Origin of the sequence: Luteolibacter sp. Y139, assembly GCF_038066715.1 — a bacterium.
GTDB classification, from domain to species: domain Bacteria; phylum Verrucomicrobiota; class Verrucomicrobiia; order Verrucomicrobiales; family Akkermansiaceae; genus Haloferula; species Haloferula soli.
Genome location: NZ_JBBUKT010000003.1, coordinates 434485 through 459919, shown reverse-complemented (window position 1 = coordinate 459919; position 25435 = coordinate 434485). Strand labels below are relative to the sequence as shown.

The following is a 25435-nucleotide window of genomic DNA, read 5'->3' as shown; positions in this document are numbered from 1 at the left end:
TGTTAGAGAGCAATGGTGTTGCCGGTGCGGAAGCTTTCATCGGCGGCCTCGACGATGCGCATCGAGGAAAGTGCGCCTTCCATGTGGTCGGTCAAATCGAGATCTTCGTGGATTGCCTTGAGGAAATACTCCTGCTCGCGGTGGCACAAGCCGTCGTGGTCGGGTTCGTCGTCGAGGCGGATCGATTCGTCGGCCTTGGCGAAGGTGCCTTCGGGGGTGAGCTGCGAGTGATGCAGGCGGAGGGATTGGGTCTGGGTGTGGGCATCCACGTTGGAACTCTGGCCTTCGGCGGCGGCCTTGTCGGCGACGATGGAGACGCAGCCTTTCGGGCCGACGACGTCCTTCACGAAGAAGGCGACCTCGCTCATCATCGGGCCCCAACCGGCTTCATACCAGCCGACGGAGCCATCCTCGAAGGTCACCTGGAGTGCGCCGTAGTTGATCTTTCCCTCGGGCAGCGCGTCAGTGAGCCGCGCGCCGATGCCGGAGACTCGCACCGGCTTGGAGCGGGTCATTTGGCACATGACGTCGACGTAGTGCACGCCGCAGTCGACGATCGGTGAGATGGAGGACATCAGCGCCTGGTGAGTCTTCCAATTCGCGCCGCTGGATTGCTGGTTGAGGTTCATGCGCATCACCAGCGGCTTGCCGAGGGTCTGCGCCATCTCGATGAATTTGATCCAGCTCGGGTGGTGGCGGAGGATGTAGCCGATGACGAGTTTCTTCCCGCTCGACTTGGCCTTGGCGACGATGCCTTCCGCGGCCACGACGTTCTCGGCCAAAGGCTTCTCGATGAAGACGTGGCAGCCGGCGTCGAAGGCGGCCTCGGCATAAGGGCCGTGGGTGTCCGGGTAGGTGGAGATGCTCACGGCGTCCGGCTTCGTCGCGGCGAGGGCTTCGTGGAAGTCCGCGAATTCCGGGTAGCCGCCGCCCAGCTCGGCATTCAGTTTCCCGCGGCTGTCCGCCGAGCGGGTGACGATTCCGCAGATCTCGAAGCCGGGAATGCGATGGTAGGCAAGCGCGTGCGAGCGGCCCATGTGGCCAGCTCCGACGCAAAGAACGCGGATGGGATTCTGCATGATCGGGGCGGTAAAACGACGTGAGGTGACGGATTATTTCAGAAATTGGCGAATGCCAAGCCTGAGGCGGTCCGCTCCTCGCGATCGATCTTCCACACCCGGGATGGGGCGTCCATCCGCGTCTCGCGACGTTTACTTCCCTTTCTCGGGTTTCGTATTGCGGATCTGCTCGAGCAATTGGTCGCGCTCTTTCCCCTCCGGCAGGCTATTCGCCCACTGCAGCGCGGCCTCCGGCTCGTAGGGGGCCACGGTTTTGGCGAAGGACTTGATGGCTGAGTCCTTCGCCGCGCCATCCTTGAGGGTGCCGATCCATTCGCCGGCGGACTTGTAGTCGTTGCGGGTCCATTGCCGGACCATCTCGTCGGTCTTTTGCGTCAGGGTATCGTCGGGCACCTTGCCATCCATCCACTCGATCCATTTGCCGGTATCGGCACCAGCTTGCCAGGAAGAGATCCCTTGGGCGATGGACTGGGTCTCTTCCTTGCTGAGCTTGGCGGAGGAGAGCCAGGCCTGGCTGGACTCGAAGCCTTCATTGGTAAGCTGCCCGCCCAAGGACATCAGGGTCGTCTTGGTCAGGTCGGCCTTGTCTTTCTCGGCGCGCAAGGTTTGGAGCAAGGCATTGCGCTCCTCCGAGGTGCGCGCGGAGCTGGCCAAGCCGTTGGCCACGCGGCTCTGCTCCTTCAGGCCGAGATCATCTGCCATGCCGATCGCGAGCTTCGGGTCTTGCTTGGCGGCACCGGCGAGGATGGCGGTCTTGGTGTCCTCGGTGACCAGGTTGGGATATTTCTCGGCATTCTTTTTGACCCACTCCATCGCCGCGACCGGGTCCTTCTCCGACCACTTGCCGAGTGCGGAGGCGATGACGTGAGGTCCCATCTCTTCGAGGCCCTTCATGTCGGAGGACTCGGTGTAGATGGCGATCGCCGCTTCCGGCTGATCGTTCGCCAGCATCATGATGGAGAAGCCAACGATGCCGCGGCGCATGTCATCGTCGAGGTCCTGGCTGTCCTTGAGCTCAGCGATGACGGCCTTGATCTGGGTGGGGCTGAGATCCATGAAACGGCGGAGCGTTTCCATGATCTCTTTCTGGAGCTTCTCATCGGGCGGTTCACCCGACTTTTCCTGCTCCTTCATTTTCTTGCCGAAGGCGATCAGTTCCTTCGCGAAGGATTTGGCCTCGGCGATCTTCGCGCCCGGGTCTTCGCGAGTGGACTTGGTGGGGAGCGGCGGCTTGCCTTCTGTTAGAAGGGCTTCCGGATTCAAGCCGAGGGCGCGGGCTTCTTCTTCGACGAGACGGTGGGACTCGCGCACGGTGACGAGCTGGCCGTGCTGCTTCCAGCCGAGCAGACCGCCGGCGATGAGGATGACGAGGGAGGCAAAGAGTGAGGCTTTCATGACCTTATTCGGTGATGATGGTGGCGCTGGTGGTGGTGCTCGTGTGGATCTCCCTGCCCTGGATATTGGCGATGACTTCGGCGCGCTTGGTTTCGTCGGAGATTTTCGCGGCGAGTGCGACGGCCGCTTCCTTGTTGGACGCCTGGGAGGACTGGTGGCCGCTGAGGAATGAGATCAGCAAGTCATCGCTCGGTTTCTCGGCGTAAAGGTCGCTGACGATCTTGGCGCTATCCTGCCACTTGGAATCACGGTTCCAGATATTGCCGAGCGACTCGCCGGTGATCTTGTCGACCGATTCCGGTGATGACTCTTGGGCGGCCCACTCGCGCATCTTGTCGACGGCTTCGCGGTCCACCTTTCCTTGTTGGGCGAGTTGCTGGAGCTGGCTTGAGGCTGCCCTTTTCACGACTTCATTGCGCTCAGCCGGGGTGGCATCGATTTCGTCGAGGAACTTGCCGACCCGTTCGTAGCCACCCTGATGGACGAGCATGCCGGTGGAATTGGCCAGTGCTTGTGGCTGTTCTTTCTCCGGGACTTGTGAGCGGACCAGGGCAGCGAGGTTCTTTTCGGTGCCTGGCTTGAGGTTGGAGAACATGCCTTGTTCGAACAGCTCGCGCCGCTGGTCTTCCGGGAGCGCGGAGAGGCGCTTGCCGGCGGCATCGACATCCGAGTTGAGGAGTGCCGCAATGGCCGCGCTTTCAAACTTCAGGCGGCTATCGTTCTTTCCATCGAGTGACTTGCTTTCGAACTTCCCGGCTGCGACTTGGGCATCGAGCCATGCCACGGCTGCGGCACCGTCCTTGCGAGCCCACTGCTGGAAGGCATTGGCCATCTGCCAGCCCGAGAAGCCGTTGCGGCTGTCGTTCATGCGGTCGAGGTAGCGATCCAGCACCAGCTTCGGGTCCTTTTGGGCCAGCAGGTTGATCAGCATGTTCTCGAGGCTATTGCGGGCGTCCTTGCTGAGGTCGAGGGCGGCGATCTCGTCGAGGGCGGCCTTCAGCTCATCACCGCTGAGGGACATCAGCTTGCTCTGGAGCTTCATCATGGCGCGCATGTCCGGCATGCCGCCGTGCTCGGCCTTTGCCATGGTGTCGGCGAGGTCCTTCCAATTGATGGCGTCCGGGTCTTTTCCCTTCTTGCCATCGGCGCGGGCGGCGGCGAGCGAGGAGTGATCCCCTGCCGCGGCTTGTTTTGCAGCGTCGACGTGCTTGCGGAGCAGCACGGTTTCCTTTTCCAGGGTGGAAATCGACTGCTGCTGGAGTCCGAGCCAGATGCCCGAGGCGGCGATGGCCACGGCTGGTGGAAGGAGGTGGAGGGGCTTCATGGTGGTGCGGGAGCTTGGGATTCCCCGGAATACACATCGTGCATGTAGCGGGATTCGTTACATCCGTCGGTAGGAAAGATGGGGGTATTTTTGGAATGCGGACCGGGCGGGGCCAAAAAAAAGCGGTCCCGGGGGTTAACCGGGACCGCTGTCAAAAGATGATGTCGAAGGAGCCTGCTGCTTACTTCTTCTCGATGGCGAGCAGCTCGACTTCGAAAATCAGGGTGGCGCCTGGTCCGATGTCAGCACCCGCGCCGTTGTCGCCGTAGGCAAGATCGGAAGGGATGAAGAACTTGAACTTGGAGCCGACCGGCATGAGCTGCACGCCCTCGGTCCAGCCCTTGATCACGCCATTGAGCGGGAAGCTGATCGGCTCGCCGCGGTCCACGGAGCTATCGAACACCTTTCCGCTGAGGAGGGTGCCGTGGTAGTGAACCTTGACGGTGTCGGTGGCGGTGGGCTTGGCGCCGTCACCTTGCTTGAGGATCTTGTACTGGAGGCCGCTGGCGGTGGTGACCACGCCTTCTTCCTTGGCGTTCTTGGCGAGGAAGGCGGCGCCTTCTTCCTTGTTCTTACCCGAGGCGGCGGCTGCCTTTTCCTCATGGGCCTTCATTTGCTGCTGCTGGAAGGCCATCATGACCTTCTGCACCGCAGCCTGATCGAGGCGCGGCTTTTGGCCTCCGAGAGTGTCGGTGATGCCCTTGGTAAGCTCGGCGAGGTCGATATCGATGCCCTGCGACTTGAGATTGCCGGCGATCATGGTGCCGATCGAGTAGCTGATGTCCTGCTTGGAGGCAGGAGCCGCTGCGGCTTCCTCGGCGGCAGGGGTTGCAGGGGCTCCGGGCTCCTGGGCGAGAGCGAAACCGGTGGTGGCCAAGATGGCGGCGGTAAGGTGGATGAGGCGCATAACGGGCGGAACGCTAGTGCTTTGGGAGGCCGCGTCAACCGAATGGATGGGGAGGAAATCCTTCTTTCCATGGCCGGGAAGGGGGGAATTTCGGCCTGAGCGGTCAGGGCGGGGGAAGGGAGGCGTGGACTTTTGCCACCGGGCGCGAAACGAAGAGGTGAATTTTAGAGCGAAGCACTTCCTCTTCGGTCCACTTCTGAGGGTTTCCAGAGTAGCGGAGATTCAACCAGAAATCCGACCAGTGGGAGCCGAAGGCGCGTTGGCGTCCCATCTGGAAGTTCCTTCCATCGAGGACCATCAGTGCCTTGGTGCTGCTTTCGTTGACCATGATCGCCCAGATCATATTCGCGGCAGGGCGCGCGTACATGCCATCGAATAGCATTTGATCCGGGGCCGGAACGGAGGGCGGGTCGGGCTGAATCACGCGAAATCCCAGCGAGGTCTCGTAGTGGCTGAGTCGCAGGTCCCAGGTTTTCACCATTCCGCCGCCATTGAGCCGGGAGGAACTGTGGGCAAGCACCGGGAAACTTCCGAGATCATCCAACTGGAACATTACCCCATCGATTGTCCATGGTGCGGTCGTCAACTGGGCTTGATCCGCTTTATTGGAAATCGACTCCCGCTGTGAGATCGAGTCCTGACCGTTCCGGTATTCCAACTTCGGGTAGCCCGGCAGTCTCCTTGCGAGATCGTCCATCAGGGCATCCAAATCGGATCGCAGCCAGAGATTCTCGCTGTCCTTCAGCAGGAAGGCGTCGTGATCCCGGCCAAGCCCACCGGACGGAGATTGATACCTCTGAGAAGAATGCTCCTGAGGGTCGATCAGCAGATTGAAGTCGATATGCTCATTCTCTCCGAGATTCGTGGCGCGCAGGGAGGAGAGGATTTGCGGGTCTCTCATGCCCCAGTCGTCCCTGAAGCGAGGCATCATGCTTTCCGACAGTGATTTCGAGGGTGGAGGGGCCGGCAGCCGTTCGATTTTTACCGCGGAGACGGGCAGGCTGGTCTCCGGTTCCAGAGGAGCTTTCGTGACGCGAAGCTGGATCAGGATGCCGGTGAGGCCTGCGAGCAGGATGGCGGTTCTTCCCCGGCGCTGCCGTGAAGCGAGCCACCAGGCGACGCCGTAGCCCGCGACACCGAGCGCGCTCGCCCATGTCGGCGCGCTCATCCACGCTGGCATGCTTCTCCACTCGAACCCCATGCCCATCCGATAGTCGGAGACGATCGAACTGATCCATCGTGCGGTGTAGGGAACGACCATCGTTACCAATGCCAGGCCGATGGGACCGGCGAGGAGGATCAGGATCACCCTGCGAACGCTGGTCTTGCGTTGGATCAAGATGCCCGTGCCGGCGGCCATCGCCATGGTGAACGATGCGACGGGCACGAGTGTGATTGCAGCTGCCCAAAGGGCTGATGGCCAGCCGAGGTGGTAGATCCAGCCCCGCACCGCAGCGATGGATGCGATCGCGACGACCATGCCGGCAAGGATGCAATTGATCCGTCGCAAGGCCATTCGTTCGCCACGGGGGCGGGTGCGATGGAAGCCGCGATCATCACATGCCGAACCTTCGGTCACCAACCTTGCGATCGTGACCGCCCACAAGGTCAGCGAGGCACCGGTCAGGGTATTGCGGAACGTGCCGCCGGGTTCCTCTACAAAGGAGAAGGCCCCGGCGAATGCCAGCAAGGTCAGCACCATGAGAATGCGGGAAAGCGGTGAGACAAACATGGCCTAGCGGAGGTGGAATTTTCCTGAAGCGGGATCGAAGGCGTAGCGGTCGGGCTCGTTGCCGAGGAACCAGCCGACGACTTCATCTTCGGTCTTCAAGTGGCTTGGCACCGCGAACCACTTGCGGATGGGCTTATCGATCCAGACCGATTCGTATCGTTCCGAGATGGCCTGTTTTCTTCGGATGCCATCGCGGAGCCAGCGAGGTGCCTCGCTCCGGCCGCGGGCGAGCGCGAGTTCGAGAAGGGGATCGATATGGGGATTTGGGAGAGGGCAATCGTAATCCTCAAGGAGGCGGTCGACTTGCTTTTCGAGTTCCTCGCGTGGGAGGACGACGCCCGCCAATGCGCGGAAGGCGTCTGGCTTGGGATAGAGGCGGAAGAAGTCGCGCCATTCGGCTTCCGAGAGACCTGCTTCCTTGGGAGAGAACGTGAGAGACTCCTCGGCTTGCCAGCCGAAGCCCATCCGGACGAGCTGGCTTGCCACGCCTGTTAGATCGCCCTGCCAACCGTTGTGGACCGCGAGTCCGTAGAGTTCCTGGTCGAAATCCCGGACGGTCATCTTGCGGAAGTAGTCGCGGGGAGTGTGATCCATCACCGCCCAGCCGAACACTCCGCGAGCCCCTGTCGAGAACTGGGAGAGTTCCTTCATGGTCTTGATCACCAGCCCGGGATGCTCTTTCATGAGGCTTCCCACTGCGGCCTTTAACTGGCGATTCTGGTCGTTGGTATGGCGGTTTCCGATGCGCGGGATCAGTTCGTCCAGCCATGCCCGGGCGACTTCATCGGTGGCGCCCGACGCCGGTGCGGGGTGATCCCGGAGCCACTCGATGGCCGTTCCTGCGCGCGGATCCGGCGGGGGCTCGGAGAGCGCCTGGTGAGAGGGCGTCCACAAATCGGTGCATGGAAGCGGTGTCGGCGTCTTCCATGTCATGGCGATGTCAGCGGTCGGGATGCCGCGGACGATGACCAGCCGGTAGTTTGCCGAGGCGACCAAGAAGCCGGGCTCTGGGTTGACTTCGTCCATGAAGCGAGGGGAACTCTCCACGATGGACGTTTCCCGTTCCCGAAGGCTCAGGCTTGTGCGCCGCCAGTCGCTGCGCATGCCGAAGTTCCAGCCGGACAGCTGAATGATCTGCCCATCGTCACGGATGAGGAAGTAGCGTTCGAGGATCCGCTCGGAAAGCTGGTCATTTCCGAAATTGGAAAGCCAGAGGTAGGGTGTGATTTGGACGAGCTGGATGCTGATGAAGTTATCCCCTTGATTGGATGCGCGGATGGCCCACCTGGTGTTTTGCCAGCGAGCTTCGGCTTTTTCCTTTACCGGCAAGTCTGCCACCACCTGCCAGGTGAGGATGGTGCCGCGCAGTCCCAGTTCGAGATCGAGCGTGCGTGTGGGATCGTGATTTCCCGGGAGCGCGGTGACTGCCGGAAAGGAGGCGTCTTCGCCTCGCGGGGGCGGCAGGTGAATCGCGTCTCCGAAGTGTCCATGCAGCGCGGCCCGCACCGCGTGATTCCAGAGTTGGTCCGAATTCGTAATCCTGAGCCGGTCACCGAGTCGTTGCCCTGGCGAGGGCTCGGCTCGCTGGCCGTTCAGCTTGAGGGAATCCACCGACCAGAGGATATCGGCATCTTTGGCAAGGTCGGGCTGCGGAGGCTCGACCTCGATCCAGTTCGCCAGGCGGTCGCCCATCTCGCGATTCGAAAGGGTAAGGTGAACCAAGGATGCCTCGTAGCGTTTCGCTGCATCCGGCTTTATTCTAACAAGCGGCAACAGCACGGCAGGAACGAGTCCCACAAGGGCTGCGAAGAGAAAGACGCGGCGGAGCCGGCGGTCGCGACGAAAGATCAAGGCACAGAACGCAGCCGCCACCCCGAGGGTCAGCAGGCCGCACAGCATGAAGGGCAAGGAAGCGAGCCTTTCCCTGAGATACGGCGAGTCCGAGAATCTCAGCGAAGGCACACGGTCGAGGAGGACTGCGGTTGTGATGATTACGCCGAGGGCGAGGGGCAGGCCGATGTAGATCTGCGAGCGCTTCGACCAGCACCAGACAGCCGCAAATGCCACGCCGATGAAGACCAGAAGCATCACGAGAGCTTCAAGGGTACCGATGCCGATGATCGCTGCCGGCTGACCCTTGCCCATCAGCATGACGGCTTCCGTCAGCAGGAAGGGTAGCAGCACCAAAATGAACAACCCGGTGGCCTTGCCTTTCAGCAGGGCGGCGAACCGTATGGGACGGGTGGCGAGGAAATGCTCGGAGCGGTTCGGATTCTCCTCCCACAAGCTCCGGACGACCAAGGCCAAGCTGAGGATGCCGACGCTCCAGCTCGCGATGGCTCCGAGCAGGTCGGTCCGGATCCCGGCCTCGCCGGTGAGGCTCGAAGGCGCGATGCCCGCGATCACGGCGATGGCGTGCGAGGCCATCAACCACGGCCACAGCGGAAGAGCGCGCAAGAACTCGGCGCGGAAGACGGCGGAGGTCATGACTTTCCTTGGCGTTGGCTGCGATAGGACTTCGCGAGGGCGACGAAGATTTCGCGGAGGTTGATGGGGCGGGCTTCGTGGCGGACGAGGCCGGGGAAGAGGCGGCGGCAATCGACGTTGCTACTAGATTCGTCGTAGTTGGAATCGGTGAAGCGTGCGATGCGGCCCTGGACCTGGAGGTTCAGCCAGTTTTCCGGAATGCCGGACGGGGAGGCGGACTCGTCGGAGAGGCCGATTTCGATGGCGCGGAAGCGGGACTGGATGGCTTCGACATCATCCTGAAGGTCGACGCGGCCGTTGTTGAGGATGGCGACGCGGTCGGCGAAGCGTTCGACTTCCTCGATATCGTGGGAGGAAATCCAGACGGTCCAGCCTTCGGTCTCGGTCAGCTCTAACAGGCCGCTGAGGAATTCATCGCGGACCAGGGGATCAAGGCCGGAGAAGGGCTCATCCAACACCACCAGCCGTGGCCGGTAGGCCAGGCTGGAGACGAGTGAAGCCTTCATCCACTGGCCGCGCGACAAAGAGCGGAGCTTGGTTTTGAGCGGGAGGTCGAAGTCGGCGAGGAGCTTCTTCTCGAAGTCGCGGTCCCAGTGCTCGCCGTACATCGGGCGGACGTAGTCGAGCAGCTGCGGCACGGTCATCCAGCCGGGCATCTTCTGGTTTTCCGAGACGTAGCCGATGCGTTGCCAATGCTCCGGCTTCAGAGTGCGGGCATCGGTGCCGAGCACTTCCACGCTGCCGGCGTCGCGGTCGAGGAGGTTCATGGCGCACTTGATGGTGGTGGTCTTGCCGGCGCCATTGGGGCCGAGGAAGGCGGTGACTTTTCCCTCGGGGACGTCGAGGTCGATGCCGTGCAGGGCCTCGTTGCGGCGGAAGTGCTTCTTGAGTCCGCGGATGGTGATCATGGGATGTCGTCGGTCAGGGTTCCTGGAGGCGGCGGAGGAGCTGCTCGATCTCCGCGGGGGTGAGGTGGAGGGCGCGGGCTTCGTCGAGGAAGCGGCGGGCGGTCGGTTCGAGCAGGGCGAGGCGTTGGTCGAGGGAGGGGAGCAGGGGGGCTTGGACGACCATGCCGACGCCGGGGCGGCTGATGAGGAAGCCGAGGTCCTTGAGCTGCTGGATGACCTTGAAGGCGGTGGTGGGGGAGATCTTGAGCTCCTGAGCCAAGGCGCGAACGGAGGGGAAGAGGTCGCCTTCCCGGAGTTCCCCGCTGGCCAGCGCCCGGTGCGCGGCGCGGACGATCTGGTCGGAGACCGGTTCGCCGTCGCGGAGTTGGAAGGAGAAGGGGAGCATTGCAATCTAGTGTTTTTAGTGTTACACCTCACGTGTAACACTAGCAACAAAAAAACACCCGGGGATTAGCCGGGTGTTTGGCAGGGAAAGAGTTACAAGCGTTCAGGGGACGCGGAAGATCTTCCCGTTGGAGGGATCTTTCGCGAGTGCGCCGCTCTTGAAGCCCTCGACGTCGATGACGTTGTAGGGGGCGTAGGGGCTAATCACCTGGTTCGAATTTGCGGTGCGCTTGGCGTCCGGGTAGGTGGGACGAGGGGCGGGAGCCGGTGTGGACGGGCCGTCCGGGCTATCCATGTCCGGCTCGATGCGTGGTGAGGTGGGGCGCGGTGCGACGGGCGGCGGCGGCTGGGGGCCATTGCCGCCGGGGACGGGCTCGAATTGGCCGGTTTCCGAGTCCGGGGCCATGCCGGGTGAGTAAGGAGCGGGCGCATCCATGCCGCGCGAGCGAGCGCCGGGGCCATACGGGGAGTAGGGCTCGCCATTGCGATACGGCGGGCGCTGCTGCTGGGCGTAGGGGTCCGGGTAGAAACAGGAGGCGGCGAGCAGCGAGAGCGGCAGGAGAGCGAGCGATTTCATCATGTCAGCCAATCGGACGATGCGTTGGCACCGATATTCAGGCTGCCGACCCGAGTCGCAAGAGATGTTTTGAGAAGATGGCCATCTTGCGGGCCTTCGAGAGCTTGTAGCGCTGGTGGAAGACCTTGAAGCCGTCCTTCCGCATCTTCTCAAGGAGCGTCTGATAGATGGAGCGCATGATCTCCGCCGGCACCAGCGCCCGGGCATCGCCCTTCGGCATGGCGGCAACCGCTTCCTGATAGAAGGCGGTGGCACGGTCGGCCTGATAGGCCATCATTGCCACAAAGCGGCCATCGTAGACCCGGCCGATGAGGTCGCGCTCGCTGTACTGAAAGCGTGCGAAATCCGCGAGCGGCAGGTAAATGCGGCCGTTGTTAGAGAGGTCCTCACCGACATCGCGCAGGATATTCGTGAGCTGAAGGGCGTGGCCGAGAGCCACCGCGTAGCGCTCCGAGGCGGGATCGGTGGCACCGAAAACCTTCAGCGAAGCGAGACCCACTGCGCAGGCGACTTTCCAGGTGTATTGGGAAAGGTCTTCCCAAGTGCCGAAGCGCTGTGGGCGGAGGTCCATGCGGCAGCCTTCGATGATCGCGGTGAGGAGCTCCACCGGGATCTCGTAGCGGCGCATCATTTCCACCACTTCCGTTTGAAGCGGGTCCGGATTCTGGAAGCCGTTTTCAAGACCGTCCTTCCATGCGAGCAAGCCGGCTTCGCGCTCGGGCAGGGGCCGGTCGGTGTCATCCGCCAGATCATCGACGACCCGGCAGAAGGCATAGAACGTGACCATCCCGTCCCGCCGTTCCTTCGGCAGGATTTGCAGCGCGAAGGCGAGATTCGATTTCGCCTGACGTGTGATTTCAGCGGAATCGGCCATGGTGGCTGTCATGTGAAAACGATGCACGCGGAGTGCCATGAAGGCCATTCGTGCATTTGCGCAAAACAGTTTCGGGCTAGTGGATGAATCCCCAGTGGCCGGTGGTGATCGGCCAGAGCGAGAAGAGTGCGGGTCCCGCGAGGTTGAACTCCTTCACCGAGCCCCAGTAGCGGGAGTCGAGCGAATTGCCGGTATTATCACCCAGGGCGGCGTATTCGCGCATGCCGGGGCGGGCCTCGGCGGCGAGGTGGAAGGTCTCATCGGGCTTGGAAAGGGGCAGCGGATAATTGGTATCCATGCGAGCGAGCTCGTAGCCGTTCGGGTTGAGCTTGCCGTATTCGCCCTGGGCCTGGATGACGCGCTGGATGCCGAACTCCTGGGCGATCTTGCCGTTCACCCAGAGGTTGGGTGGCTTGACCGACAGGTCGTCGCCGGGGACGCCGCAGAGGCGCTTGATGAAGTGAGTGCCGCCGGTTTGATCCGCCATCTGCTTGCTGCCGCCGGTTTTGATGCCGCGGGTGTCGAAGACGAATACCTCGCCCCGCTTCGGCTTGCGGAAGTGGTAGGAGATCTTGTCGACCAGCACGAGGTCGCCGGTATCGACCCAGCCGCGCAGGATGGGATCGCCTTTGGCGTATGTCTTGCCCTGCGCCACCTTGAAGCCGGTGTTCGGGTCCACGACGGGATTGCCGCTGCGATCCTGCATTACCCGGGCTTCCAAGAGTCTCTGGGCTTCGCCTTCGGCGGCGGGGATGGACAGCTGCTTGCCATCGCTGAAAAGGACCCGGGTGCGGGTGAAGAGGAACCACGATGCATCGCGGATGCCGACCACTTGGGCATTGGATTCCGCGACGACGTTCTGGTAGCTGCGGCCGCGGGTCACCATTTCCCAAGCCTGCTGGCCGAGCCACGGCTTCTTGAAATCCGGGTCCTTGCTCTCGTGGATGTTGATGCCGTTCAGGGTCGGCTGCATCGAGCCGGTGGGGATGCGGAAGGGCTGGATGATGTAGGCGCGCAGGCCGAGCGCGACGACCAGCGCGACGAAGATGACCTCCACGTTTTCCTCCCAGGCACTCTGCGCGGGGAAGTGTGGCAGCGCGCCCTCGCAGGTGGCGCGGAGTTGCTTCGATGCCTCCTCGGCCTTGACCTTGTCATCGGCCTTGATGGCATCCAGCAAGTCGCTGCGGCGGGACTCGATCTCGTCGATGCGGTCCGGCTTGAGCAGGTCGCGCTTGTAATGAAGGAACTTCAGCGCGCTCTTGTGGAGCAGCTTGGCTTCTTTCTTCCACTTGGGAGCGAAGAACATGGCGCGGAGTCTCGGCGGGGAATTCCGGGCATGCAAGCCCGGCCTAACGAACGGTTCCTTGACTTTCGGGTAGGGGCCTGCCACTACCCCGCCGTGCCTGCGAACCTTCGCAAAGACCTCCGACTCGCCGCCCGCGCCCTTTGGCGCACGGGTGCGTTCGGAGCTTGATGGCACCCTGCCACCTCCGGACGCGGCCCTGGGCCCGGCGGAGGAAAGATGATTCCCATCCCGCAGGCCTGCCGTTTCCGGATCCACCGATGATCCGATGAAACCACCCGACCCCAATGACCCGCGCGGCCTCGCGCTGATGCTGCTGTCCGTGTTCCTGTTTGCCACGAACACGCTGCTGCTCCGCGGGCTGAGCCTGCACCTGCCCGCCGCGGATGGCTGGATGGGTGCGCTCTATCGCGGGACGGTGGGGATGCTGATGGTCGCGGCGCTGTATGGCTTCGGGCGCGGGCTGTCGGTGAAGGCATTGGTGGGGAGCAAGTTGGTGGCCCTGCGGGGAATCGTGGGTGCGCTTTCGATCGCGGCTTTTTACCTGACGATCACGGAACTCGGTGCTTCGCGGGCGGTGGTGCTGAATTTGACCTATCCGATTTTCGCGACGCTGATCGCGGCGTGGTGGTTGAAGGAGGGTGTGTCCCGGCAGGCGCTGCTGTGGATGCTCGCCGGCTTCGTCGGACTGCTGCTGTTCGTCGGAGGCGATGCGACGCATGGGATCACCGCGTGGGATGGCATTGGCCTGGCCGGTGCGGTGGGCGCGGGGATCGTGGTCGTTTTGATCCGGAAGCTGCGGGCGACCGAGCATGCCGGGACGATTTATGGGTCGCAGTGTTTTTATAGTATCCTGCTGGCGCTGCCGATGCGGGGTGCGGAGGTCACAAAGCTGCCGATGCACGGGCATTTGTGGCTGGTGGGGGCCGCGCTGGTGGTCGGCGTCTCGCAACTCGTGATGACGAATGCTTACCGGACGCTGCCGGTGTCGCGGGGTTCCTCCATCCAGATGCTGCTGCCGCTGGTGACGGCGGTGGGGGCATTCTTCTTCTTCGGCGAGCGTTTCACGGGTCTCGAGCTGGCGGGTGCCGCGCTGACGCTGTTCGCCACCTGGAGGGTCGCGGCGGGTCCGAAGCGACGACCGGAGGCCGTCATCCCGCCCCTGAATCCTTCCAATACCGTTCAATTTCCCGATTTGCCAAAACCATGAAGACCGCTAGCGTCCGCCCCTTTCCCATGAGCCACGTCCTATCCACCTACGCCCGTTTCCCCGTCACGCTCGTCCGCGGCGAGGGTACCCGCGTGTGGGACGATGCCGGGAAATCCTACCTCGACTTCTGCACTGGCATCGCCGTGTGCGCGCTCGGCCACTGTCCTCCGCGGCTGGTGAATGCCATCCGCGAGCAGGCTGGCACGCTGATGCATGTGTCGAATCTCTACAGCATCCCCCAGCAGGAAGAGCTCGCACGGGTGATCGTGGAAGACCATGTGAAGCTGCCGGGGAAGGTTTTCTTCGCGAACTCGGGTGCCGAGTCGAACGACGGCCTGATCAAGACGGCTCGCAAGTTCGGCCATGCGCGGCCACAGGCCGATGGCTCGCCGCGGTATGAGGTGATCAGTTTCACGAAGTCCTTCCACGGCCGGACGCTCGGCGGCATCAATGCCACCGGTCAGGACAAGGTGAAGGAGGGCTTTGATCCGCTGCTGCCGGGTTTCCGGCACTTGCCGTTCAATGATCTCGCCGCGCTGGAAGCGGCGATTTCGCCGATCACCGCGGGGATTTTGTTAGAGCCGGTGCAGGGTGAGGGCGGCGTGAATGTCGCCACGCCGGAGTTCCTGCGGGGCGTCGCGGCGCTGTGCAAGAAACACGACCTGCTGCTTTTGTTGGATGAAGTGCAGACCGGCTTCGGTCGCTGCGGTCCGACGATGGCATGGCGGGCGATCGCGCCGGAGATCCAGCCGGATGCGATCTCGTGGGCGAAGGGCATGGGCGGCGGTTTTCCGATCGGTGCGTTCTGGCTTTCTGATCGCGCGATCGATGCCACTGGCAAGGAGCTGTCCTCGCTGATGGGGCCTGGCTCGCACGGCACCACTTATGGCGGCAATCCGCTCGCGTGCGCGGCTTCGCTTGCGGTGCTGGAAGAGGTTGCGGAGAAGAACCTCACCGCGAATGTGGCGAAGCAGGAGCAGCGCATCCGGGAGATCGTTGTGTCGTGGCAGCTGCCGGTCGTCACGGAAGTCCGGGGCGTGGGCCTGCTGTTAGGCATTGGCCTCGATGTCTCGAAGTTCGCTGTTCCCGAAGGCAAGCTCCCTGCCGCGTTTGTTTGCAGCAAGGCGTTGGAAGCTGGCTTGCTGGTTCCGCCTGCTGGTCCGGAAACCATCCGACTCCTGCCTCCGCTCAATGTCTCCGACGCTGAAGTCGATGAGGCACTCGCCCTGCTCAAGGGTGTCCTTGAATCCCTTTCACCTGCTTGAAGATGAAGCATCTCCTTTCCATTGAAGAACTCACCGCCGCGGAGATTACCACGCTGCTCAATGATGCCGAACGGTTGAAAGCCGAACGCGGTCATCATGAGCAGCCGCTGGCCGGGCAGACGTGGGCCATGATCTTCACGAAGTCGTCGACGCGGACGCGAGTCTCCTTCGAGGTCGGCATCCGCGAGCTTGGTGGCTTCCCGATGTTCCTTTCGAAGAATGACATCCAGCTCGGACGCGGGGAACCGATCAAGGACACCGCGCGCGTTCTCGGCCGGATGGTCCATGGCTGCATCATCCGGACTTTCGCCCAGCAGGATGTGGTGGATTTCTCGAACTACTCCGGCATTCCGACGATCAATGCGCTGACGGATGACGAGCATCCATGCCAGATCCTTGCGGACTTGCTTACCGTGAAGGAGACGCTCGGCGAGTGGGAGGGGAAGAAGATCGCCTTCATCGGCGATGGCTTCTCTAACATGACGATCTCGTGGATGTGGGCGGCGAAGCGGCTTGGCTTCGAACTCGCTGTCGCTGCGCCTGCTGACTATCAGCCGCCCGCCGAATTCCTCGCGAAGCTGGATGCTCCGAATGTGACCGTGACCACCGATCCCGCCGTGGCTGCGAGAGGTGCGCACGTGATCAATACCGACGTGTGGCTCTCGATGGGCCAGGAGGACCAGAAGGAGAAGGAAGATGCTTTCGGCCCCTTCCAGGTTAATGCCGGGCTGCTGGCGAACGCCGCGGACGGCCACATCGTGCTCCACTGCCTGCCGGCGTATCGCGGCAAGGAGATCACCGAGGAAGTGCTGGAGAAGCACGCGGACGTGATTTTCCAGGAAGCGGAGAACCGCTTGCATGCGCAGAAGGCCATTCTCGTGGCGTTGGCGAAGCGCTGACGCTGCGAGCGGACGCGGGCGATCAGGGAGTCGTGCGCTTCTTGATCGCCTCGCGGAGGACGGCGAGGCCTTCGGCTTCGTGGCGGATGAGGGTGGGATCCTTGTCGAGGTCGACGAAGTAGAGGCCGAAGTCGGTGTTCGGGTCGAAGGGGTGGCCCCACTCGCGGTTGGAGGTGATGGACCAGTAGTTGTAGGCTTTCACGGGCACGCCGTTTGCCAGGGCGCGTTCGACTTGGGCGAGGTGGGCCTTGATGTATTGACCACGGGTCATGCCGTCGGCTTCGGGGACGCAGCCGTTTTCAACGATGAGGATTTCCTGGTCGGGGAACCAGCGATGGAAGCGTTGCAGTGCATGGAAGAGGCCCTGCGGCCATACCGGGGCGGTGAGGAAGCGGCCGTGGGCGGCGTCTTCTAACAGCCGGAACTTGTGCAGCCGCCAGGTGGGCAGGCCCCAGTAGTAGTCGAGGCCGACGAAGTCTTGGGCGCCGATCGCTTCGTCGGGGCAAAGTTCCTCGGGCAAGCGGCCGGAGATGCCGAGGTACCACCAGTTGGCATTCGCGATCAGGCTGGTGGTGCCCCAGAAGCGCCATGCCCAGTTCAGCCAGCCGGACTTGCTCTCTAACACCTCAAGCCGTTCGACGGGTTCCAGTGGGACGATGTCGAGCTTGGCCTCATCGCCGAGCACTTCGCGGGCGATGCGACGGGCGAGTTTCATTTCGAGGCCGTCCTCGGCGCAGGCATTGGACACGCCAGGGGCATCGGTGCGGAGGCCGACGCGCAAGCGACCGCGGCGACGGATGCGCCGGAGATCGCGGCTGGTGGAAAGATGATCGGGCAGCGAGTCGCCGCCGCTGAAGACCTCGTGGAGTGATAGGGGACGCTGGGCTTCCTTGGCCACGGCTTCGGGCTGGGAAATCCATGGCACGCTGCAGGCGAGCTCCAAGTCGTATTGGAATTGCGCGACGGCCCGGTTCACGCGGTCCATGAGGCGCTGGTGACCGTGGGGGGCGACGACCACGTATTGCTCGTCGCTCAGGCCGGTGACGAGGAAACGGAAGCGCTCGCGGTTGTTGAGCTCGAAGGGGAGCAGGAAGAAGGCGTCGCCATAGACCGCGGCGACTTTTCCGGCGGCGAGCGAACTACGGGCTTCATCGTAGTTCGGGAACATCTTCTTCTTCACCTGTGGTGGCAGGTCGCGCCGCCAGCCTTCGGGCTGGTTGCCCACGGCGACGACGCCAATTTCTTTTCCCGCTAGGGAGGTGAGGTCGGTGCCTTCGAACCCCTCGAGCACCAGCACGGCCTTGCCGGTGCGCAGGTAGGGATCGCTGAATTCGAAGCGTGTTGGATCGCCTTCGGTCACGCCGCCGATCACGAGATCGACGTCGCCGCGTTCGCTGACCAGAGCGCCCTTGGTGGTGAATTTGAAGACCGCTTCCGACAGGCCACGATGGCAGGCGCCCCAGTCGGCCAGCATCTGGAGCCAGGTGGGGAAGCCGGTGACGAGGGGATTCACGCCGACCTTGGTATCCGGAAATTGGGCGCGGATGGCTTTCCGTGCCCGGGCGTGAGCGCGGAAGAGGTTCGGGATCAGCTTGCCCACCGCTTCTGCCTCGGCGTCGACATCGCTGCCACGCGGGAGGCCGGGGGGCATGTAGTAGCGGCTCTGCCACCATGGCTTGATGTAGCCGAAGGTGAGCTGGCTCGGTTCATTGAAGGTGATCCACCAGTCGACGAGATCGCCGAGTGCTTCCGAGACCTTGGCGGCGTAGCGGGCGAAGAGATCGGGGAATTTTTCGCCGATCATGCCGCCATGCTCGCGCTCCAGCCATGCGGGCCAGACGAAGTGATGCAGCGTGACCATCACCTGCATGCCGTGCGAGCGGATGTAGGCGGCGACCTTGCGGTAGTGGCCGAGCGCTCCCTGCTCGAAAACGTCGTCACCCGACTCGACCCGCGCCCATGCGATGGAGAAGCGGAACAGCTTGCAGCCAGCGGCTGCGGCCGCGTCGATGTCCTCGCGGTAGCGATTCCAGAAATCGGTGCCCTTTCCGCGCGGGGTCAGGCCCTGGTGGCGTTCCCAGAGATCCCAGACGTCCTCACGCGTGGGATCGTGCGCCTCCACCTGGTGGTCGGCGTTGGCGGTCCCGAAGAGGAAGTCGGGGGGAAATGGCACGCGGCGAAGGTGGCGCTGCGGAGCCGGACGTCAAAGCCCGGATAGCGTCTAACGACTCCGTCACTTGGACGAGGTTCAACGCGCCGTCCGCACGATCACCCGGGTCGCGCCAGCTTTCAGGGCGACCGCTTCCGCTTTTTCCGGGCCGATCACGCAGGAGGCGTTGTCGAGGGCGTCACTGATGGTGGCGGTGGGTGCGATGATGCTGACTGCGATGCGCTCGGTGAGGCCGAGGCCGGTCGCGGGGTCGATGATGTGGGAGTAGCGCTTGCCGTCGATCTCCGCGAACTGATGCAGGTCGCCGGAGGTGGAGACGGCGCAGTTTGCCAGCTCGACGACTTCCTCCGGCTTTTCCTCGTTGAAGGTCTGGAGGCCGACGCGCCAGGCGGTCTTGCCCGGGGGCGGGTCGCCGAGCCGGAGGTCGCCGCCGGCGGCGATGCAGGTGCGGGGGAAGCCGGCCTTGACCATGACGGCGAGCATGCGTTCCGCGGCGAAGCCCTTGGCGATGCCACCGAGGTCGAGCTGCATGCCGGGTTTACCCAGCAGGATGGTGGAGGCGGCGGGGTCCCAGGTGGCGTGCTTCCAGCCGCTGGCTTCCCGGGCATTGGCGAGGTCTGCGGGTTCCGGGAGTTGGCCGGTGCGGCGGCTTTCCCGCCAGAGCTTGGTCAGGCGGCCGAGCGTGGGATCGAAGGCACCGCCGGTGGCTTCGGCGAAGTGGAAGGAGGCGGTCAGGAGTTCGGCGAAGACAGGGGAGACCTTAGTGGCCCGGCCCGTTGGCAAGCGCATCAGCTCGCTTTCCGGGATGTAGTCCGAGGCGATGCGGTTGATTTCCTCGGCCGCGGCGAAGGCCTCGTCGGCGGCCTTGCGGGCAGTGCTTTCGTCCTCGCTGTAGCAGGTTACGGCGAAGCGGGTGGCCATCAGCGGGCGCTCGAAGACGAAACGGCGTTCTTCCGCGTGCAGGGAGACGGCCAGCAGCAGCGCGAGGCTGGCCCGGAGAAAAGACTTCATGCGTGGAAAAAGGATGCCCTCCGTCAGGGTGATGTTCACTCAGTTGGGTAGGTTTGCAGGGTAACCCATCCGGGAAGTGGACAACGTCCGGAATTTGACGTAATTGTCACAAAGACACTAGGAAAGTCACTTTTTTGCTGTATTCCAGCGCCTGTTCTCCCCGACCTCGATCTAACCCATGAAGTTTCCCTGCCGCGTCGCGGGTATCGCGATCGCTCTCCTGTGCCGTCTCGTTGCCTCGCCGGTGACGATTGGTGACCCATCGTTTGAAGGAAACTCGAACACGGCCGGGCAGTGGACGAATGATATTGGACCCGAGTGGACCGGGACGGGAGGAGCGACCTCGGGCAATGCCTTCGAGGAATACGTCACCGGATTCGCGGCGGATGGGACGGACCACCTTGGAATGAACCTCGGGCAGGATGTCTGGCAGGACCTGGCGGTCGCCTATCAGGCGAATACCCGCTACACCTTGACGGTGGCGGCGGGGAACCGGAGTGGCAATACCCAGCCGGGAAACCAGAGCCAGTACCTGCTGGCAGACTCGACGGGCACGATCTACGGGACGGGGATTATCAATGCGAGCACGCTGGCGTCGCAGACGTTTGGCGATGCGCCGGCGCTGGTCTTTAGCACGCCTGACAATCCCGCCGCGGTCGGCAAGACGATCCGGATCTTGCTGCAGGCGCGTGGTACCGGGCGCTCGCATTTCGACAATATCCGGCTGGATGCGACTTCGAACGTGCCACCGGGGGCTGCCACCGTGGTGAATCAGACGGTGTCGGCGCTCACGGCGAACAGCGCGACGCTGAACGGCCAGGTGACGGATGTCGGCAATGGCGCGCCTTCCATCACCTTCTTCTGGGGCACGGCGGATGGCGGTCTGACCGCCGGGGGCTGGCAAAATTCGCTGCCGCTGGCTGGCACCTACTCCGGCAGCTATTCCGGCGGAATCAGCGGGCTGACGCCGGCGACCACTTACTATTTCACCAGCCGGGCCACCAATGTGGCGGGAGATTCGTGGGCGCTTTCGTCCGGGAGCTTTGAGACGCCGCCATTGCCTCCATCGGTCGTGAACATTGCAGCGAGCGGAGTCGGGCCAGTTTCGGCGACTGTGGGTGCGAATGTCACGTCCACCGGTGGGGAGATTCCGGTGACGACGATTTACTACGGGCCTGCCGATGGTGGGACCACGGTGGCGAACTGGGCTTCGTCGGTCAGCTTGGGTCAGCTCTCCGGAGCTGCGACCAACACGCTCACCGGGCTTTCTCCCGGCACCACTTATTACTTCCGTGCCTTGGCGCAAAATGGCGGGGGGCAGTCGTGGGCGGCTACGTCATCCAGCTTTGCCACGCCTGCGGTCACGCTGGCGACGGTGGTCAACAAGGATGCGGAAGGTATTACCGGGACCACGGCGAGCCTGCGCGGCGAAATCACGGCGATCGGCGGCGATGCGCCGGTGGTGACGCTCTTCTATGGAACTACGAATGGCGGGACGAATCCGGCGTCATGGACATCGTCGGTGAGCCTCGGTCTCCAAAGCGGCGACTTTACCCAGTTCGTGAGCGGACTCTCGGCGCAGACCACCTACTATTTCCGTAGTAGGGCGGTGAATGCGGCCGGAACCGCGTGGGCTGCTTCTTCGGCCAGCTTCACCACCACGCCGCTGGTGCCGAATACCGCGGTCATCAACGAGATCAACTACCATCCGGCGGACAAGACGAGCTTGGAGGAATTCATCGAGCTCCACAATCCGGGGGATGCCGCGTTGGATTTGTCCGGGTGGACGCTTTCGGACGCGGTGACGTTCACGTTTCCAGGTGGGACCTCGCTGCCGGCCGGCGGCTATCTGGTGATCGCGGAGAATCCGGCGGTGATCCTTTCCAAGTATGGCAAGACGGCGCTGGGGCCATGGACTGGCAAGCTGAGCTCCACGGGCGAGCGCATCGACCTGAAGGATGGTGGCGGTGTACTGAAGGACAGTGTGGGATACGGCGCGGGCTTTCCTTGGCCGACGGGGGCGGATGGTGGGGGGAGCTCTGCCGAGTTGATTCATCCCGGGCTCGACAATGATCTCGGCGGCTCATGGCGTGCGTCCGGCTCGGCTGCCGTGCCACCCGTGACCTACATCGCCACTCAGGCGACCGGCTGGAAATACAAGAAGGGCACTGCGGAAGCTTCCAGCCCGGTCGATGCCTGGCGCGCCACCGCTTACAACGACAGCACGTGGCTCACGGGTCAGGCGGGGATCGGCTACAACGATCCGGGCGTGCTGACCACGCTTTCCGACATGCAGAACAGCTATCGGAGCGTGTACTTCCGGAAGAGCTTCACGGTGGCCGCGGGCTCCATCCCATCGCAGCTCCGGCTACGCCTCCGGATTGACGATGGCTGCGTGGTGTGGATCAACGGCACCGAGGTCCACCGCTTGAACGTTGGCAGCGGACAGCTTGCCTACAACTACCTCGCTCCTGTGGCGCATGAGAACGACTGGGAGGAAATCGTGATCAACAATGCCGACAGCTTCCTCTTCGGCGGCACCAATGTCATCGCGATCCACACCTTCAATACCACGGTCGGTAGCAGCGACCTGTCGATGGACATCGAGCTCCTGTCCGCCACGAACACGTCCGCGGTGCCCACGCCCGGTGCGGCGAATTCGGTGAAGGCGGCAGCGGCGGCCACGATCCCGCCGCAGATCCGGCAGGTGGATCATTCGCCGGTCAGCCCTGCAGCCGGGCAGGCCGTGACGATCACCGCGAAGGTCACCGACCCGGATGGCATTGGCACGGTCAATCTCGCGTATCAGACCGTCGATCCCGGCAGCTACATCCGCCTGACCGATGCGGCCTACGCGACGTCGTGGACCACGGTGCAGATGAAGGACAATGGCCTGAGCGGGGATGCGACGGCGGGCGATTCGATCTATACGGTGCGCCTTCCGGCGAGCGTGCAGACGAACCGGCGGCTGGTACGCTACAAGATCACCTTCTCGGACAGTCTCGGCAACAGTGCCACCGTTCCGTATGCGGATGACCAGCAGCCGAACTTTGCCTACTATGTGTATAGTGGATTGCCGGCGTGGAAGGGTGCGTTCCGGCCGGGGTCGACCACGTTGCAGACGTTCCCGAACACGCTGTTGGACGATCTGCCGGTGTATTCGTTGATCGCGAATGGCACCGACGTGATCAATTCGCAGTACAACAGTGGTTCGGATGCCGTGCGGTTCCGCGGAACCTTCGTGTATGATGGGAAAGTTTACGACCACATCGAGTTCAAGAATCGCGGCGAGGCGTCCACGTACGTTTCGGGGAAGAACAAGTGGCGCTTCTTCTTCAACCGGGCGCGTGACTTGCCGGCGAAGAACAACTTCGGCAACGACTACTCGGAGAAGTGGGGATCTTTCTCCGGTGATGCGTGCGCCAGTCCGTGGGCGTCGCTGCATCGCGGCATGGCCGGTGTCGAGGAGGCCGCGTCTTACAAGATCTTCCAGCTTGGGGGGCTGCCATCGCCGAATACGCACTACTATCACTTCCGCGTGGTTCGCGGGGCGACGGAAACGCCTGCAGCCGGGACGACCGTGAATGATCCGATTGGCAATGCGGACGGGCAGTATGCGGGTGACTTCTGGGGGCTCTATCTGGCGGTGGAGCAGCCGGACGGTTCATTCCTCGACGAGCGCGGCCTGCCGGACGGCAACGTTTACAAGATCGAGAACAACGCGGGCGACAAGAAGAACCAGGGTATCACGCAGCCGGTCGATTCTTCGGATTGGGACACGTTCCGTGATGCGCACGTCAATGCGAATCCCACCGAGGCCTGGTGGCGGGCGAACATGGATATGGATGCCTACTACACCTTCCATGCGCTCAGCCGCTTGACGGGGAATGTGGACCTGCGCGGGGGATACAATCACTACTTCTACCATCGCTCCTCCGACAACCGCTGGGTGCCGGTGCCGTGGGACTTGGACATGATGTTCATCGCCAAGACCCACTGGAGCACCACCGTCAGCGGCACGAGCTACCCGGGCGTCATCCATGCTTACAAATCGATCCTGCAGAACCCGGCGCTGGCGTTGGAGTATCGGAATCGCGCGCGGGAGCTACTCGACCTGCTGGTCGATGACAACACGGCCGGCGGGGGGCAATTCGGCCAGCTTCTCAATGAGTTCTCGTCGATCGTGAATCCCGCGGGCCAGACGCTCACGTGGGCGGATGCCGATGCCGCGATGTGGAACCTTCACCCGCGCACGCAAGGCTCCGATAGCGCCGCCAGCGGCCAGACGAACCACAAGGGGAACTTCTACCGCACCAGCTATGCGGACAGTCGCATCGGTGGCGGGTGGACGCGCTGGCTGCGCACTCCGGCGTCTTCCGGAACGATGGAGCACGAAGACACGATGATTTACCTGCGTGACTACGCGACCAATGCCTGGCCGGGCGGAGCGTGGACGGTGAACAATGGCAACCAGCTCGGCTACGGCTACCAGTACCTCGCCTCGGAAGCGGCTGATGCGCTGATCCCGAACCGGCCTGTGGTCACTGCGACGGGCAATCCCGCGTTCCCGACGAGTGATCTGACCTTCACCTCATCCGCCTTCTCCGATCCGCAGGGTGCCGGCACCTATGCCAAGACCCAGTGGCGTCTCGCGGAGATCTCAGGCCAGGGTGTGAGCGGCTATGTCGCCGGCACAGCGCCGAAGTACGAGATCAATAGTATTTGGACTCAGGAATCTACGGCTTCTCCGGGGTCGATCACCATTCCGTATGGTATCGCAGTCCCGGGCAAGACCTACCGCGTGCGGGTCCGACACCAGGACAACACGGGCCGGTGGAGCCGCTGGTCCGCGCCGGCGCAGTTCGCTGCCACCACGCCGCCGCCGGGCCTGCTGATGCATTATTGGAACTTCAATGCGCTCAACGCGGCGAATGTTCTCAACGTCACCGAGACGATCGGCGGTGGCGCGATCTCGACGGTCCTCACCGGTGGTGCGGCTGTGACCAATGATGATGGCCAGGAGTTCTTCGCGGAGAACGCCCGCGACAACGATCCCGCGGGCAAGCATTTCCGCTTGAACAACCCGCTCGGTGCGACGCTGACCTTCGCGCTGCCGACCACCCATTACGAGAACCCGGTGGTGAAGTACGAAACCCGCCGATCCGGCCAAGGAGCGGGCCTTCAGAATGTCAGCTACACGACCAATGGCACCACGTGGACTCCTTTCACGACGATCACGGTGGTGGATGGAACGCCCGTGTTGCAGATCCTCGACTTCCGCAACATTGCGACCGCCGATGACAACCCGTTCTTCGCGGTGCGGATCACCTTCCAACAGGGAACGGGTGGCACGGCCGGTAACAACCGCTTCGACAACTTTACGATCGAAGGCGACGCACTGAATGTCCAGCCAGGCACCTATGCGTATTGGCGGAACCAGAATTTCACCGGTGGCGATCGTGTCGATGATGCGGTCTCCGGTCCGGAGGCGATGCCTGCCGGTGATGGGGTTTCCAATATCATGCGCTACGCCCATGGCGTGGGGCCATACGCTCCGGTGCTGCACTTGTTGCCGGTGCTGGTGAAGGACGGCAGTAGCCTCAAATTCCGTTTCCGCTACAATGCGGCGCTGACCGACCTGGTGTGGAGGGTGAAGGCTTCGAACAATTCCGGCACGTGGGTGAACACGCTGTTCGACTCGACGGTCGGACCGATCCCGCCGTTGGAGAGCGGCTGGTTGCCGGTGACATTGCCGGCATCGCTCACGGGGAATCCTTCGCCGGACCCGCGGATGTTCGTGAGGCTGGAGGTGATGCTGGCGAATCCGTGACATCACCCTTGCACGAAGCGGATCAGGCCTCCTCGCGATTGCCGTGTACCCCAATTGACACTGGTTCACACGGCAGATGG

Annotated in this window: 17 protein-coding genes; 4 read left to right on the top strand and 13 right to left on the bottom strand. The window is 63.0% G+C overall.

The window, feature by feature from the left end; translation table 11 throughout:
• Positions 1–2: 2 nt before the first annotated feature.
• From WKV53_RS10350 to lepB, 11 genes are all read right to left on the bottom strand, one after another.
• Positions 3–1079, bottom strand: coding sequence for a Gfo/Idh/MocA family protein (locus tag WKV53_RS10350; RefSeq protein ID WP_341404504.1), 1077 nt, complete (start codon positions 1077–1079; stop codon positions 3–5).
• Between the two features lie 132 nt (positions 1080–1211).
• On the bottom strand, positions 1212–2474 hold the full coding sequence (locus tag WKV53_RS10345) for a hypothetical protein (protein ID WP_341404503.1): 1263 nt from the start codon (positions 2472–2474) through the stop codon (positions 1212–1214).
• Positions 2475–2478: 4 nt separating this feature from the next.
• Positions 2479–3798, bottom strand: coding sequence for a hypothetical protein (locus tag WKV53_RS10340; RefSeq protein ID WP_341404502.1), 1320 nt, complete (start codon positions 3796–3798; stop codon positions 2479–2481).
• 181 nt (positions 3799–3979) lie between these two features.
• The gene (gene bamJ / locus WKV53_RS10335) at positions 3980–4705 is read right to left on the bottom strand and encodes a BamJ family beta-barrel-assembly machinery protein (RefSeq protein ID WP_341404501.1); all 726 of its coding nucleotides are present in this window, start codon (positions 4703–4705) and stop codon (positions 3980–3982) included.
• A gap of 103 nt (positions 4706–4808) precedes the next feature.
• Complete coding sequence (locus tag WKV53_RS10330) at positions 4809–6437, bottom strand: hypothetical protein (RefSeq protein ID WP_341404500.1); 1629 nt, start codon at positions 6435–6437, stop codon at positions 4809–4811.
• Positions 6438–6440: 3 nt separating this feature from the next.
• Positions 6441–8924, bottom strand: a complete 2484-nt coding sequence (locus WKV53_RS10325; protein WP_341404499.1) for an ABC transporter permease — start codon at positions 8922–8924, stop codon at positions 6441–6443.
• Complete coding sequence (locus WKV53_RS10320; protein ID WP_341404498.1) at positions 8921–9832, bottom strand: ABC transporter ATP-binding protein; 912 nt, start codon at positions 9830–9832, stop codon at positions 8921–8923. The genes WKV53_RS10325 and WKV53_RS10320 overlap by 4 nt, the downstream gene beginning before the upstream one ends.
• Positions 9833–9845: 13 nt before the next feature.
• Positions 9846–10217 (bottom strand): GntR family transcriptional regulator, encoded by a 372-nt coding sequence (locus WKV53_RS10315; RefSeq protein ID WP_341404497.1) that lies wholly within the window; start codon positions 10215–10217, stop codon positions 9846–9848.
• Between the two features lie 102 nt (positions 10218–10319).
• Positions 10320–10796 (bottom strand): hypothetical protein, encoded by a 477-nt coding sequence (locus tag WKV53_RS10310; RefSeq protein ID WP_341404496.1) that lies wholly within the window; start codon positions 10794–10796, stop codon positions 10320–10322.
• Positions 10797–10830: 34 nt separating this feature from the next.
• The gene (locus tag WKV53_RS10305) at positions 10831–11667 is read right to left on the bottom strand and encodes a phytoene/squalene synthase family protein (protein WP_341404495.1); all 837 of its coding nucleotides are present in this window, start codon (positions 11665–11667) and stop codon (positions 10831–10833) included.
• A gap of 76 nt (positions 11668–11743) precedes the next feature.
• Entirely contained in the window at positions 11744–12973 is a 1230-nt protein-coding gene (gene lepB / locus WKV53_RS10300; RefSeq protein ID WP_341404494.1) for a signal peptidase I, read from the bottom strand.
• Between the two features lie 265 nt (positions 12974–13238).
• On the opposite strand from lepB, the gene WKV53_RS10295 reads away from it, so the two are divergent.
• The 3 genes from WKV53_RS10295 to argF are packed head-to-tail and all read left to right on the top strand — an operon-like array spanning position 13239 to position 16344.
• Complete coding sequence (locus tag WKV53_RS10295) at positions 13239–14180, top strand: DMT family transporter (protein ID WP_341404493.1); 942 nt, start codon at positions 13239–13241, stop codon at positions 14178–14180.
• Between the two features lie 26 nt (positions 14181–14206).
• On the top strand, positions 14207–15445 hold the full coding sequence (locus WKV53_RS10290; RefSeq protein ID WP_341404492.1) for an aspartate aminotransferase family protein: 1239 nt from the start codon (positions 14207–14209) through the stop codon (positions 15443–15445).
• A 2-nt stretch (positions 15446–15447) separates the two neighbouring features.
• Positions 15448–16344, top strand: a complete 897-nt coding sequence (argF, locus tag WKV53_RS10285; protein ID WP_341404491.1) for an ornithine carbamoyltransferase — start codon at positions 15448–15450, stop codon at positions 16342–16344.
• Positions 16345–16366: 22 nt separating this feature from the next.
• Here argF and WKV53_RS10280 read toward each other — a convergent pair whose 3' ends face one another.
• Both WKV53_RS10280 and WKV53_RS10275 read right to left on the bottom strand, forming a co-directional pair.
• A complete protein-coding gene (locus tag WKV53_RS10280) occupies positions 16367–18517 on the bottom strand; it encodes a family 1 glycosylhydrolase (protein WP_341404490.1) in 2151 nt (716 codons plus the stop codon).
• A 75-nt stretch (positions 18518–18592) separates the two neighbouring features.
• Positions 18593–19525, bottom strand: coding sequence for an FAD:protein FMN transferase (locus WKV53_RS10275; protein ID WP_341404489.1), 933 nt, complete (start codon positions 19523–19525; stop codon positions 18593–18595).
• Positions 19526–19703: 178 nt separating this feature from the next.
• Between WKV53_RS10275 and WKV53_RS10270 the strand changes: the two genes are divergently transcribed.
• Positions 19704–25355 carry a CotH kinase family protein gene (locus tag WKV53_RS10270; protein ID WP_341404488.1) on the top strand — a complete coding sequence of 1884 codons (5652 nt, stop codon included), beginning with the start codon at positions 19704–19706 and terminating at the stop codon, positions 25353–25355.
• Positions 25356–25435 lie beyond the last annotated feature (80 nt).

Excerpts from the sequence above, each read along its gene's own strand:
- WKV53_RS10350 (WP_341404504.1), bottom strand. The coding sequence starts at position 1,079 with ATGCAGAATCCCATCCGCGTTCTTTGCGTCGGAGCTGGCCACATGGGC.
- WKV53_RS10345 (WP_341404503.1), bottom strand. The coding sequence starts at position 2,474 with ATGAAAGCCTCACTCTTTGCCTCCCTCGTCATCCTCATCGCCGGCGGT.
- WKV53_RS10340 (WP_341404502.1), bottom strand. The coding sequence starts at position 3,798 with ATGAAGCCCCTCCACCTCCTTCCACCAGCCGTGGCCATCGCCGCCTCG.
- bamJ (WP_341404501.1), bottom strand. The coding sequence starts at position 4,705 with ATGCGCCTCATCCACCTTACCGCCGCCATCTTGGCCACCACCGGTTTC.
- WKV53_RS10330 (WP_341404500.1), bottom strand. The coding sequence starts at position 6,437 with ATGTTTGTCTCACCGCTTTCCCGCATTCTCATGGTGCTGACCTTGCTG.
- WKV53_RS10325 (WP_341404499.1), bottom strand. The coding sequence starts at position 8,924 with ATGACCTCCGCCGTCTTCCGCGCCGAGTTCTTGCGCGCTCTTCCGCTG.
- WKV53_RS10320 (WP_341404498.1), bottom strand. The coding sequence starts at position 9,832 with ATGATCACCATCCGCGGACTCAAGAAGCACTTCCGCCGCAACGAGGCC.
- WKV53_RS10315 (WP_341404497.1), bottom strand. The coding sequence starts at position 10,217 with ATGCTCCCCTTCTCCTTCCAACTCCGCGACGGCGAACCGGTCTCCGAC.
- WKV53_RS10310 (WP_341404496.1), bottom strand. The coding sequence starts at position 10,796 with ATGATGAAATCGCTCGCTCTCCTGCCGCTCTCGCTGCTCGCCGCCTCC.
- WKV53_RS10305 (WP_341404495.1), bottom strand. The coding sequence starts at position 11,667 with ATGGCCGATTCCGCTGAAATCACACGTCAGGCGAAATCGAATCTCGCC.
- lepB (WP_341404494.1), bottom strand. The coding sequence starts at position 12,973 with ATGTTCTTCGCTCCCAAGTGGAAGAAAGAAGCCAAGCTGCTCCACAAG.
- WKV53_RS10295 (WP_341404493.1), top strand. The coding sequence starts at position 13,239 with ATGAAACCACCCGACCCCAATGACCCGCGCGGCCTCGCGCTGATGCTG.
- WKV53_RS10290 (WP_341404492.1), top strand. The coding sequence starts at position 14,207 with ATGAGCCACGTCCTATCCACCTACGCCCGTTTCCCCGTCACGCTCGTC.
- argF (WP_341404491.1), top strand. The coding sequence starts at position 15,448 with ATGAAGCATCTCCTTTCCATTGAAGAACTCACCGCCGCGGAGATTACC.
- WKV53_RS10275 (WP_341404489.1), bottom strand. The coding sequence starts at position 19,525 with ATGAAGTCTTTTCTCCGGGCCAGCCTCGCGCTGCTGCTGGCCGTCTCC.
- WKV53_RS10270 (WP_341404488.1), top strand. The coding sequence starts at position 19,704 with ATGAAGTTTCCCTGCCGCGTCGCGGGTATCGCGATCGCTCTCCTGTGC.